Consider the following 11,961-nt stretch of genomic DNA (forward strand, 5'->3'; position numbering starts at 1 on the left):
GCCACTAATCGCATGCTCAAATGTTGGGCGAAATCGTTAGCGATCTGTCTACAAATAGTTGGGCCGCACAGGATGCCACTTCCCATCGCACCCGCTCTGTTGGATGCTGCGCCTCTCACGGGCAAGTCTCCGGCCATTGCACTCTGGACGCGGAAGACGAACAACATCTTCAGGGGAGTACTCGAACTGGAGTGCACGAACAGCACGCCGGAAGACATCGCGGCACTCGTTCTGCAAACCGTATCTGCCGAATACACCCCTGGACCCGTCGTACCGTTCGCCTTCGGAACCGTTCTTCGGTTCAAGTACAACGCGCCTTTCCCGGAAGCGCTTGAACATCTCATCGATGATCGCAGTCGAAATCGAGGCACATGGCAATGGCTTGTGGTGACGGACGAGACTACCAAGAGCGCGTACGGCATTCACATGTGGTCCACCGGATACCTCACGCCAGTGTTCAGCTCCTTGCTTGAACACCTTCAGACCAAGAGCTACTCGTGCAACACCATCGTCAAGGAACCAGGGAAGTTCTGGGAGCGCCTTTGGGCAATGAGTGCATCCCTGGTCAAGGTTCGGAAGGTCCTCGTCTACGCTGGTTCGGGCTTGGCGCTCTTGGTTATCGCAGCACAAGTTCTCCTGGCTCGGTGACAGTGCGGCCGCTAACCACTCGCTCGACCAGACCAGCTACGGCTCTTGCTTCCGCAGGCCGGTTAGCTCGAACGTTGAAGGTCAGCTTTCCGGCAGTTCACTCCGGCTCGACGGATTTCCGCTCTGGGTCGAGAGCCGACGGCTGGCTGTCCAACGCGAAAGCAGCATCCAGCCTCAACTTGGCATCTGGCCGATTGCCCCGCCTCATTCATCTGCATGAGATGCTGGCATTGCCAAGCCACTGTCCTGCTCGGGCCCCCTCAAGCCCTCTTCTCCCGCGCCCGCTGGCTGCCCGCCTTGCCGATCTTCTTCCACTTGCTGCGCTGCGCGATGCGCTCCAGCGCGGTCAGTTCGCCGCGCTCGGCGTCGCGCATCAGCTTCTTGTAATTGTCGAGCCGGTCCGCGTTGACGCGTGCGCGCACCGCGCAGCCGGGTTCGTTCTCGTGGCAGCAATCGCGAAACCGGCATTGCTGCGCGAGTGCCTGGACGTCCTCGAAGGTGGCGGCGAGGGTGCCGGCATCCGCGTCCGGCCGGAAGGTGCGCAGGCCCGGCGTGTCGATGATGCAGCCGCCTTGCACGCAGCGGTGCAGCGAGCGCGCCGTCGTCGTGTGGCGGCCGCGGCCGTCGCCCTGGCGCACGCCGCCCGTGGCCTGGCCGGCGTTGGCCAGCGTGTTGATGAGCGTGGACTTGCCGGCGCCCGAGGAGCCGAGCAGCACCAGCGTCTGGCCCGCATGCAGCCACGGGCCGATCTCGGTACAGGCCTGGCGCGTCAGCGCGTTGACCGGCAGCACCGGCACCGTGGCGGGCAGGCGGGCGTACATCTCGGCGATGCGTGCCTGCGCCTGCGGCGCGATATCGAGCTTGGTGAGCACGACGACCGGCGCCACGTCGCAGGCGCGCACCATCGCGATGTAGCGCTCCATGCGGCGCGCGTTGAAGTCCGCGTCCAGCCCCATCACCAGCAAGGCCGCGTCGACATTGCTGGCGAGCGGCTGGCGGCGCCCGTCGTTGGCGCGGCGCGCGATCTGCGTGACGGGCTCGACCCGGTCGGCGACCCAGGCCTGGCCGTGCGCGTCGACGTGCATGCCGACCCAGTCGCCGATCGTCAACTGTTGAAAGTCGGACTGCAGTTGCTGCACCAGACGGGGCAGTGCGCGAGCAAACAGCTCGGTGTAGCCGTCATGCAGCGTGAAGCAGTCGCGCTGCGCCTCGATCACGCGCGCCAGGCGCAGGTCGGTTTCGGCATGGGGTTGAGAAAGTTGTGCGGCACGGCTCGCGATGGCGTGGGTGAGGCCGAGGGCGTGCAGCGTCTCGAAATCGAATTCGATCATGGGAGTCCATTGAAAGTGGGCTTCGTCCGCGCGGGCGCGGACCGGTCCGCACGCGGTGGCGCGCAGAGCAGGAGAGTGGGAAGCCGGCCGCGGCTGACGCGGCGATCAATGGACCCGCGGTGGACGCGAGGTCAGTCCGAACGCGAGGTCGAACTCAGTGGTGCTTGGCGCTTGGCGCTCAGGCAGCCGGCAGGAGGAGGGCGACACGATCTGCTTGTTCCATGGTCTTCTCCTTTGCGGGCTGGTTGATGAAGGCCGCCAGTCTGCCTGCGGCGGGCGGCTTGCGTCAATGGCGACGCAATGGGTTGCATGCGGGTTGTTGCTTCGCCAGCGGCATGCCGCGTTGGGGCAGTGGGCCAGCGCTTGTTTGCAGGTCGCTTTTGCCGAGAGCCTTCTGAAGCTGTGCACCGCCTCGGGCGTCGGAGTTGAGGGGCTCTCCACAAGAGCAACCAGTTCCGAGCTTCAGCCGTGCCCTGCACCGCCTGCTTGGATCACAGCACCAGTTCGCGCGGGTTCAGGGGGCGGCGCAGCTCACTTTGGACACTCGGTGGGCTTGAGCAGGCAGTTGGCCAGGCGCTGCTGCTGCGCGATCAGATCGGCGGCTGCCTTAGCGGCCGCAGCCCTGGCGTTGTCTTCAGTGATGGGTTCGCCGGCCACCACGGCGACGGCGCCCAGCGCGCCGGCCGCGCCGCTGGTGCTGCCGTAGCCGAGGGAGGTGATGCGGCCTGACTCGGCCACCGCAAGCTGGAAGGTCTGTTTGCCGAACAGCGCGGGCTTGGGAATGGGCAGCATGAAATCCTTGTCCTTCAGCGGCACGGGGATGCGCTTGCCGCCCAGGTTCTCGCCGCGTGCGTCCGTGGCGCTGAGCTTGAGAGTGGTGACCTGCTGCAGCGTCACGGCCACTTCGCCTTCGGCCACCGCACTTGCCGGCCTGGCTACGGGTTGCAGCGCGTCGCCCACCAACTCCGCCCTTGCCGTCGCTGCCAGGTCGAGGCCGGCTTTCTTGAGCTCTGTGAACAGTGCCTGCTGCTCGGGCGGAACTTCCAGAGACAGGTTGCCCGCGCCGGCGAAGCGTCCGTTTTGCGTCAGGGACACCTGGGGAAGGTGATCCGGCGCTGGGACGTTCCACTTGCGGACGATGGCGCAGATGCTGGCCGGTTGCGGCCCAGCTGTGCTGGGGAGGGCCTCGGCTTGAAATGCCGCGACAGCCGTCACGACGCCCACGAAGGCCTTGGTGATCGTCTCGCCCTGGCCCGTGGTGGATTGGTTGATGGACTTGAGGCGGCCGTCGTCGGTGAAGGACAGGCTGAAGTCGGAGTCGGCGTAGAAGCGGTCCAGCTTCTTCAGCTGGATCTCGAATGCGGCCCTGGCGGTGTCAGCGCTGTAGGCGGGCGTATAGGTGGCCCCGCCGGCCACCATGAAGTACTTTCGGTCATTGGTGCAGGTGATGGTGTGGGCTGTTGCCACCTGGACCGACCATGTGACGGGCCGATAGCTGACAGTGACGTCGGGGATGGATGCGCAGCCGGCGAGCACGAGGGGCACCGCGATGCAGGCGACCGTCCGCAGGGCAGGTCCAATGGGCGTGTTCTTCATGGTGATCCTCCTTCTGAGGGCGGGATCATCGGGTCTTGCCGGCGCTAGGCAACATCAAATTTGATGAACGGGTTGCCTGTATGGGGGCCCCATCGCTAGATCAATGGCCCGGCTTGAGGCGGAGCGCCTGTGCCATGCCTGCGGCGCCCTACACCGGCTGTCTATACCTCTGCCCCCTGAAGCGCAATACCAGCTCGCGCGGGCGGATCTGCTCCAGCACGTGGTCGGGGCCAATCTGGGCGCCTTCGCGCAGCACGTCGCCATTGATCATCGCGAAGCGGCCGCGCGGGTCGTCGGAGTAGACGGAGCCGCTGACGACGATGCGAGGAACGTCGCGGCGGATGGCTTCGGGCAGCTCGGCCAGGCGGGGGATGGGGGCTTCCGCGGCGGGTGCCACGGCTGGGGCAGAGGCGGGCGGTACTGCGGGGACCGGCGCCGGCGTGGTGATGGTCACGGGCGCTGCCGCGCTGGCGGGGCGAGGCGCCGGCGCGGGGGCAGCGGCGACCGGCGACGGGACAGGTGCCAGGTAGGGCGAGGCGGATGCGGCGGCTGGCGGCGCGGCTTCGCCCAATGGTGCTGGCACTGCGGACGCGGGCACCGCAGCCGCCGTGCTGGCCGCTGGGGCGGGTGCGGGCTGTGCGGCAGGCGAAACAGGCGGCGAAGAGCCTTCCTGCGGGCCGCTCGCCCACCAGCTGCCGGCGCCAATGCCGGCCAGCAGCAGCAGGCCGCCACCGGCCCAGGGCAGCCAGCGGCGCTGGCCACCCGCCTGCGCCGACGCGCCGTCGGACAGTGCCTGGGTGTGCAACCCTGGCACCTGACCGCGCTCGCGTTCGCGATCGGCTTCGGCACGGCGCAGGGCGTCGAGGATGTAGGACATGGCGTTCGGTCTTGCGATTTTCGCGTTCAGCGCGCTGCGTCCAGGCGCGGCTCGGCTATACCGGCAGCCCGGTTGACCTGCATCAGCGTGATGGGGCCGACGCGGCCGTCGGGTTGCAGGCCCTGGCTGGCCTGGAAGGCCTGCACCTGGCGGCTCAGCTCGGGCCAGCCGGGCGTGGGTGCGGAGGCCGGCGCAGACGGCGCGCTGCCCGGCACCTTGGCGAGCTGCGTGGCCAGCCAGTTGCGCAGCGGAACGATGTTCTCCGCCCGTTCGGCATAGCCCGGTGTCACGCGCCAGAAGGTGGTGAACTCGCCGCGCCAGGCGCCGGCCAGCTCAGGCAGCGCGACGCGGCGAGGCGTGCCGTCCACGACCAGCGTGGCGTGCTGCGCGTCCAGCGCCACCAGCGCAGCCAGAGCTGCCGGTTGGCCGGGGCGCTGCAGGGTCAGCAGCACGGGGCGGTCGATGAGGCGGATGAGCGAGAGGCTGCCGCTGCCGCTGCGGTAGCACTGCAGGCCGCGCTGCGCGGCCACCGCGCAGGGGTCGGCTTTATCCGGCAGCGGCAGGCCCCAGCGCTGGGCGAGGGCCGCCCAGGCGTCGGCATCCTGCGGCTTCCAGTCGGCGAGCGTCAGCAGTTCGGGGGCGGGCTCGGCGCGGCTGGCCGCCGAGGCGGGTTGCGAAGCCGCACTTGCAGCCGCAGCCGCTGCAGCAGCAGATGCCGCGCTGGCAGCAGCAGCCATGCCCTCCACCCTGGCCGCCTGGAGGCGTCCGTCCATGGCGGCCTGCTGCGCCCGCCAGGCCAGCCATCCGCCCACGATGGCCGCGGCCAGCAGGGCCACGCCAATGCCCGCCGCGCCGGGCCAGCGATTGGGCACGGACACGGACACGGGCAGTGTGGCCTGCTCGTCGAACACTTCGCGCGCGGCCTGGCGCACGATGGCCGGTATGACCTGCGCCTGGCCGCTGGCATAGCCGCCCAGCAGTGCGCGGTCGCAGAGCAGGTTGATGCGGCGCGGCACGCCGCGGGTGAGCTGGTGGATGAGCCGCAGCGCCTTGCGGTCGAAGGGCAGGGCGCCGGTGAGGCCGGCCACGGTCAGGCGGTGGCGGATGTACTGGGCCGTCTCGGCCTCGGACAGCGCCTCCAGATGAAAGCGCGCAATCACGCGCTGCGCCAGTTGCTCCAGCTCCGGCCGGGCCAGCATGCCGCGGAGCTCGGGTTGGCCGATCAGCACCACCTGGAGCAGCTTGCGCTCGCTGGTTTCCAGATTTGTCAGCAGGCGCAGTTGCTCCAGCACGTCGGCCGAGAGGTTCTGCGCCTCATCGATGATCAGCACGTTGTTGCGCCCGGCCGCGTGCTGCGCCAGCAGGAAGGCGTTCAGCGGATCGACGTAGTCCTTCACCGTCCGCGCGTCCGCCGGCACCGAGACATGGAATTCGTCGCAGATCGCCTGCAGCAGCTCTGTGACGGTGAGCTTGGGATTGAAGATATAGGCGACGTTGCAGGTCGCCGGGATCTGCTCCAGGAAGCAGCGGCAGACGGTGGTCTTGCCGGCGCCGATCTCGCCGGTGAGCAGCACGAAGCCGCCGCCCCCGTCCAGCCCGTACAGCAGATGGGCCAGCGCCTCGCGGTGGCGCTCGCTCATGAACAGGTAATGCGGGTCCGGCGCGATCGAGAACGGCGCTTGTTTCAAGCCGAAGAAGGGCGCGTACATGGGGCGGCAGAATAACCATACCGCCGACCTGCCCCGGTCCGAACCCGTCTGCTCAACCGCGACGGGCCAGCTGCGCAGGGGCGCCAGGCCGGCTATCAGCGCCAAGCTAGGGGAGGGCGATGGCTTCGATCATCGCCCGCACCTGCTCGCGAGCGCCGCGGCCCGCGCCAGCACGGGGCTTCAAGCGGTGGGCGATGGTCTGGGGCAGGATGGCCTGCACGTCGTCGGGCGACACATAGTCGCGCCCCTGCAGCAGGGCCCGGGCGCGGGACGCTCGCAGCACAGCCAGGCCGGCGCGCGGCGACAGGCCCTCGACGAACCACTGGCCCGAGCGGGTGGCCGCAATCAATGCCTGCAGATAGTCCAGCAGCGGCGGCGCGGCGTGGATAGCCTTGACGGCGGCCTGTGCCTCCAGCAGTTCGGCCGGCGTCATGAGGGCGCCCAGCGACCGCAGCTGCTCGCGGCTGTCTTGCCCGGTCAGCAGTTCACGCTCGGCGGCGGCGTCCGGGTAGCCCAGGGAGATGCACATCAAAAAACGGTCCAGCTGCGACTCCGGCAGCGGAAAGGTGCCGAGCTGCTCACTCGGGTTTTGCGTGGCGATGACGAAAAAGGGCTCGGGCAGCGGGTGGCTGATGCCCTCGATGCTGACCTGGTGCTCCTCCATGGCCTCCAGCAACGCGCTCTGGGTCTTGGGGCCGGCGCGGTTGATCTCGTCGGCCAGCAGCACCTGGGCGAACACCGGGCCGGGGTGGAAGGCGAAGCCGTTCTTCTCGCGCTCGTAGACGCTGACACCCAGCAGGTCGCTGGGCAGCAGGTCGGCCGTGAACTGCAGGCGCGAGAACTTCAGCCCCAGGGAAATGGCCAGCGCATGGGCCAGCGTGGTCTTGCCGACGCCGGGCAGGTCCTCGATCAGCAGGTGGCCGCCGGCGATCAGGCAGGCCAGGGAATCGGCGATCTGTGCCGGCTTGCCCTTGATGACCGTGCTAATCTGGTTTTGCAGTGCCAGCAGTTGCGCTGCCAGCGTTCGTGATGGAGCTTGCGTCATGAGGCTGGACCATATCAAGAGACATGCCCACCGCCTACTTCAACCCTCCCGAATGCCGCCGCCACGACATGGGCGAAGGCCATCCCGAATGCCCGGAGCGGCTGGCCGCCATCGACGACTGGCTGATCGCCTCGGGCCTGGGCCAGGCGCTCGAGTACTTCGACGCCAGGCCGGTGGACCTCAAGGACGTGGAGCTGGCTCACACCCACGGCTATGTCGCCGAGATCGGCGCCCTGCTGCGCGACTGCGCCGAGACGGGCGAACGTTGCGCCGTCGACCCTGACACCTCGGCCAACGCCCATACCTGGACCGCCGCGCTGTACGCGGCGGGCGCTGCGGTCCAGGCGACCGACGTGGTCATTGACGGCCGGGCCGACAACGCCTTCTGCTCGGTTCGCCCGCCCGGCCACCATGCCACGCGTGACCAGAGCATGGGTTTTTGCTTCTTCAACAACGTGGCCATCGCCGCCCGGCATGCGCTGGACCGGCGCGGCCTAAAGCGCGTGGCCATCGTCGACTTCGACGTCCACCATGGCAACGGCACCGAGGACATCATTGCCGGCGACGACCGCGTGCTGATGGTCAGCCTGTTCCAGCATCCGCTCTACCCCTACAGCGGTGCCGTGCCGAAGGGCACCAACATGGTCAATGTGCCGCTGCCGGCCTATACGAGAGGCGGCGAGACGCGCGAGATCATCGAGGCCATGTGGATGCCGGCCCTGGAGCGCTTCAAGCCGCAGATGATCTTCATCTCGGCCGGCTTCGACGCCCACCGCGACGACGATCTCGGCCAGCTGGGCCTGGTCGAAGCCGACTACGAATGGATCACGCAGAAGATCAAGGCCGTGGCCGAGCGTCATGCGCAAGGCCGTATCGTGTCGGTGCTGGAGGGTGGCTATAACCTGCACGCCCTGGCGCGCAGCGTGGGCGTCCATTTGCGCGTATTGGCTGATCTGTGAACCTTGCGGGACAGACCGAGCGAGCGAAGCGAGCCGCTCTGTCCCCAACTGAGTAAACCTTGCGGGACAGACCGCCCGAGCGAAGCGAGTAGCTCTGTCCCCAACTGACTAGAAACTCCATGCACCAACCTTTGAGCCTGGCCGAACTCCAGGCCCTGCTGACCCGTGTCTTCAGCGCCGACGCGCTTGCCGAATGGGGCCTGCTGCTGGGCTGCCTGGCCCTGGCAGGGTTGCTGAGCTGGGCGCTGTCGCGCGCCGTGACCCGGCGCGAGAACAGCGTGCTGTTCGGCGACCGCGTCATCGACGGCACGCTTTTCCCGCTGTTTGCCCTGGCCCTGGCCTTTGGCGCGCGCCGTCTGCTGCCGCTTTATGGACTGACGCCGGCCCTCTTCAAGCTGGCGCTGCCGGTGCTGGTGTCGCTGGCCGCCATCCGCCTCATCGCCCGCGTGCTGCGCGCCGCCTGGCCCGCTTCGACCGCCTTCAAGGCGCTGGAGAAGCTGGGTTCCTGGCTGGTGTGGATCGGCGCGGTGCTGTGGATCACCGGCCTGTGGCCCGTGCTGATGGACGAACTGGACGACATCGGCTGGAAGTTCGGCACCGTCAAGCTGACGCTGCGCAACCTCATCGAGGGCGGGTTGACGGCGACGCTGGTGCTGGTCGTTGCGCTATGGATCTCGTCGGCCATCGAGGCCCAGCTGCTGCGCCGCGAGTCATTGGACCTGTCCATGCGCAAGATCGCGTCCAACGCGATCCGCTCGCTGCTGCTCTTCATCGGCCTGCTGTTCGCGCTGTCTGCTGCGGGCATCGACCTGACGGCCCTGGGCATGCTGGGCGGCGCGCTCGGCGTGGGGCTGGGCTTTGGCCTGCAGAAGCTTGCGGCCAACTATGTGAGCGGCTTCGTCATCCTGGCCGAGCGGAGCTTGCGCATCGGCGACATGGTCAAGGTCGACGGCTTCGAGGGCCGCGTGACCGACATCAAGACACGTTACACGGTGATCCGGTCGCTCGGCGGCAAGGAAGCCATCGTGCCCAACGAGATCCTGATCACTCAGCGCGTCGAGAACTCGTCGCTGGCCGACCCGCGGGTGCTGCTGTCGACGGTGGTGCAGGTGGACTACGACTGCGACGTCGACAACGTCATGCAGGCCATCACCAAAGCCGTCACCGAAGTCCCGCGCGTGTTGAGCGACCCGGGGCCGTCGGTGCAGCTGAGCCGCTTTGCCGACAGCGGCCTGGAGCTGAGCGTGTTCTTCTGGATCATGGACCCCGAGAACGGCAGCGGCGGCGTGCGCTCGGACGTCAACCTCGCCGTGCTGCACACGCTGCAGCGCCTGGGCGTGGACATTCCCTATCCGCAGCAGGTGCAGCGCCAGCCAAAGTCGCCGATCAGGGCCGAGTCGCCGGCGGCACCTGCGCCGACTGGCGACTAGAAATCGGCGTCCAGCACCACGCGGTAGCGCGCCTTGCCACTGCGCAGGTGATCCAACGCATCGTTGACTCGGCTCATCAGGAAGCGCTCCACCTGCGGCAGGATCTGGTGTCGTGCCGAGAAATCCAGCATGGTCTTGAGCACCGACGGCGGCGGCGTTGGCGAGGCCGAGAGGCTCTTCTGCCAGCTCAGCAGGCCGCCGCTCTTCAGGCTCAACGCGTCGGTCACGACGCCGACCAGGTGCATGCGGCCCTTGGGCGCCAGCGTGGCCAGCAGCGCGTCCCAGTTCAAGGCGGCGCCCACAGTGATGAGCAGGAAGTCCAGGCTGCTGGCGGCGGCTTTCAGCTCGGCCTTGTCGACGCTGGACAGCGTCTTGTGGGCACCCAGCGCCAGCGCCTCGTCGCGCTTGGAGGGCGATGACGTGAACGCCGTTACCTCGCAGCCCCAGGCCCGCGCGAACTTGACGGCCAGATGGCCGAGGCCGCCGATGCCGACGACACCGACGCGGTCGGTCGGCTTGATGGCGTGCAGCACGAAGGGCAGGAAGACCGTGCCGCCGCCGCACATCAGCGGGCCGGCGGCAGCGGGGTCGAGGGCATCGGGCAGCGGCACCGCCCAGCTCCAGTGGGCACGCAGCCGGTCGGCGAAGCCGCCATGGCGGCCGATCAGCGTCGGCTGGCGCTTGCCGCACAGATGCTGCTCGCCGCCCAGGCAGAAGTTGCAGTGCGTGCAGCTGCTGGCATGCCAGCCCACGCCGACGCGCTGGCCGATCTGCCGGCCCTTGGCATGCGCACCCAGGGCCGTGACGCGGCCGACGACCTCGTGGCCTGGCACGACGGGGTAGGCGGCCGGGAACCACTCGCTGTCGATCATGGCCAGGTCGGAGTGGCAGATGCCGCAGTGTTCGACCGTGATCTCGACCTCCTCGTCACCCAGCGGGCCAGGGTCGTAGTCGAAGGGCTGCAGGGCGCCGCCAGGCGAGAGGGCGGCGTAGGCGCGGATGTTGGACATGCGGGTCTCCTGTTGTGTGGGCCTACTGGAGCGGGTGGGCCTTGAAGAACTGCCAGATCGTCTGGGTCGCATCGACCTCGGTGCGGGGCCAGATGTGTCCCATGCCATCGACGCGCAGCAGCCGAACCTCAGCGTCGCCGGTGCAGCCCGTGTAGCGGATGGTCTGCAGCGGCCCGGGCTGCTTGTCCTGCAGCAGCTTGGGCTGGCAACGGTTGTGCGAGGCCCAGCCGGCCAGGGCTTCCGGCACGCTCTCGACCCATTCGGCGCCGCGGTCACCGTGGCCTTCGTAGGAGTTCGTGAAATCGGCCAGGCCATGCATCGTCAGCACCGGCACGGCGCGGCCCGCACAGGGGCCGAACCAGCGCAGCCCGCCGACCGGCGCGATCGCCGCGATGCGGTGGTTCAGGCGGCAGCCCAGCAGCGACGACATGCGCCCGCCGCCGGAAAAGCCGGTCGAGTAGACGCGGGTCGGGTCGATGCAGGTGCGGGCGGCGATGTCGTCGATGACGTCGGACACGTACTGCACATCGTCGACACGCGGCGTGAAGACGGGCACATTCCAGCGCGAGTCCTCGGCCTGCAGCGTGGCCACGGCAAAGCCCTCGCGCGCCGCCAGCACTTCGAAGCCGCTTTCCCTGGCGCGGCCGGCAGCCTTGCCGCCGGTGCCGTGCAGGTCGAACACCAGGGGCAGCCGCGTTCCGCTCGCGACATTCGGCGGCACGAAGAGCCGGTAGCTGCGCGTGCGGCCGCCCGACGTCAGTTCGCGCATCTCGCCGGCGACCGGGTTCAATGAGCAGGCGGCGGCCTGGGCCCGTACGGGCGGCGACAGCGCGCCGAGCAGGAGCAGGATGGCGGCGAAAGGGAACAGGCGCACGTGCAGTCCTCCCGGGGGTCAGGCGACGTCCTGGGCGTAGACGATGAAGCCCATGTGGTGCGCGACCTTGTCGTACAGCGCGCGGCCCGTGGCGTTGGTGGTGTGTGTTTGCCAGTAGACGCGCTTCACGCCGGCCTGGCGGGCCGCGGTGTCCACGGCCTCGATCAGGGCGCGGCCCACGCCGCGGCCACGCGCCTCTGGGGTCGTGAAGAGATCCTGCAGATAGCAGGTCAGCTCGATGCGCGTGGTGCTGCGGTGGTAGAGGTAGTGCACGAGGCCGAGCAGGCGGCCCTGTTCATCCTCGGCCACCAGGGCGTGGACCGGTTCAGTGGCGTCGAAGAAGCGTGCCCAGGTGGTCTCGGTGACCTCCGCGGGCAGTGCGGTCTCGCCGGCACGGCCGTAGAAGGCGTTGTAGCCGTCCCAGAGGGGTTGCCAGTCGGCGCGGTCGGAAAGCTGGAGGGGGCGGACTTGGATCATGTCGG

At 68.4% G+C, this 11,961-nt stretch carries 11 protein-coding genes; 3 read left to right on the forward strand and 8 right to left on the reverse strand.

Annotation, left to right across the window (positions count from 1 at the left end; genetic code table 11):
• Window positions 1–72: 72 nt before the first annotated feature.
• Window positions 73–648 carry a hypothetical protein gene (locus ASC95_RS18315; RefSeq protein WP_057299157.1) on the forward strand — a complete coding sequence of 192 codons (576 nt, stop codon included), beginning with the start codon at window positions 73–75 and terminating at the stop codon, window positions 646–648.
• A gap of 260 nt (window positions 649–908) precedes the next feature.
• Here the strand turns inward: ASC95_RS18315 and rsgA are convergent, their stop codons facing one another.
• The 5 genes from rsgA to ASC95_RS18340 form a co-directional block, all read right to left on the reverse strand.
• Entirely contained in the window at window positions 909–1,979 is a 1,071-nt protein-coding gene (gene rsgA, locus ASC95_RS18320) for a ribosome small subunit-dependent GTPase A (RefSeq protein ID WP_057299158.1), read from the reverse strand.
• A 531-nt stretch (window positions 1,980–2,510) separates the two neighbouring features.
• Window positions 2,511–3,575: a hypothetical protein gene (locus tag ASC95_RS18325; RefSeq protein WP_057299159.1), complete on the reverse strand. Its 1,065-nt coding sequence runs from the start codon at window positions 3,573–3,575 to the stop codon at window positions 2,511–2,513.
• Window positions 3,576–3,723: 148 nt separating this feature from the next.
• Window positions 3,724–4,452 carry a general secretion pathway protein GspB gene (locus tag ASC95_RS18330; protein ID WP_057299160.1) on the reverse strand — a complete coding sequence of 243 codons (729 nt, stop codon included), beginning with the start codon at window positions 4,450–4,452 and terminating at the stop codon, window positions 3,724–3,726.
• 26 nt (window positions 4,453–4,478) lie between these two features.
• On the reverse strand, window positions 4,479–6,161 hold the full coding sequence (locus ASC95_RS18335) for an ExeA family protein (protein WP_057299161.1): 1,683 nt from the start codon (window positions 6,159–6,161) through the stop codon (window positions 4,479–4,481).
• Between the two features lie 106 nt (window positions 6,162–6,267).
• A complete protein-coding gene (locus tag ASC95_RS18340) occupies window positions 6,268–7,206 on the reverse strand; it encodes a MoxR family ATPase (RefSeq protein WP_057299162.1) in 939 nt (312 codons plus the stop codon).
• Window positions 7,207–7,229: 23 nt separating this feature from the next.
• Here ASC95_RS18340 and ASC95_RS18345 point away from each other — a divergent pair, with 23 nt between their 5' ends.
• Together ASC95_RS18345 and ASC95_RS18350 are read left to right on the forward strand one after the other, a co-directional pair.
• A complete protein-coding gene (locus ASC95_RS18345) occupies window positions 7,230–8,165 on the forward strand; it encodes a histone deacetylase family protein (protein ID WP_057299163.1) in 936 nt (311 codons plus the stop codon).
• Window positions 8,166–8,284: 119 nt separating this feature from the next.
• Window positions 8,285–9,595 (forward strand): mechanosensitive ion channel family protein, encoded by a 1,311-nt coding sequence (locus ASC95_RS18350; RefSeq protein WP_057299164.1) that lies wholly within the window; start codon window positions 8,285–8,287, stop codon window positions 9,593–9,595.
• Here ASC95_RS18350 and ASC95_RS18355 read toward each other — a convergent pair.
• The 3 genes from ASC95_RS18355 to ASC95_RS18365 are packed head-to-tail and all read right to left on the reverse strand — an operon-like array spanning window position 9,592 to window position 11,956.
• Window positions 9,592–10,605, reverse strand: coding sequence for an NAD(P)-dependent alcohol dehydrogenase (locus ASC95_RS18355; RefSeq protein WP_057299165.1), 1,014 nt, complete (start codon window positions 10,603–10,605; stop codon window positions 9,592–9,594). The two genes, ASC95_RS18350 and ASC95_RS18355, sit on opposite strands and share 4 nt — an antisense overlap.
• A 22-nt stretch (window positions 10,606–10,627) precedes the next feature.
• Window positions 10,628–11,479 (reverse strand): PHB depolymerase family esterase, encoded by an 852-nt coding sequence (locus ASC95_RS18360; RefSeq protein WP_057299166.1) that lies wholly within the window; start codon window positions 11,477–11,479, stop codon window positions 10,628–10,630.
• 18 nt (window positions 11,480–11,497) lie between these two features.
• Complete coding sequence (locus ASC95_RS18365) at window positions 11,498–11,956, reverse strand: GNAT family N-acetyltransferase (RefSeq protein WP_057299167.1); 459 nt, start codon at window positions 11,954–11,956, stop codon at window positions 11,498–11,500.
• Window positions 11,957–11,961: the final 5 nt, after the last annotated feature.

Source organism: Pelomonas sp. Root1217 (assembly GCF_001425705.1).
Taxonomy (GTDB): domain Bacteria; phylum Pseudomonadota; class Gammaproteobacteria; order Burkholderiales; family Burkholderiaceae_C; genus Pelomonas.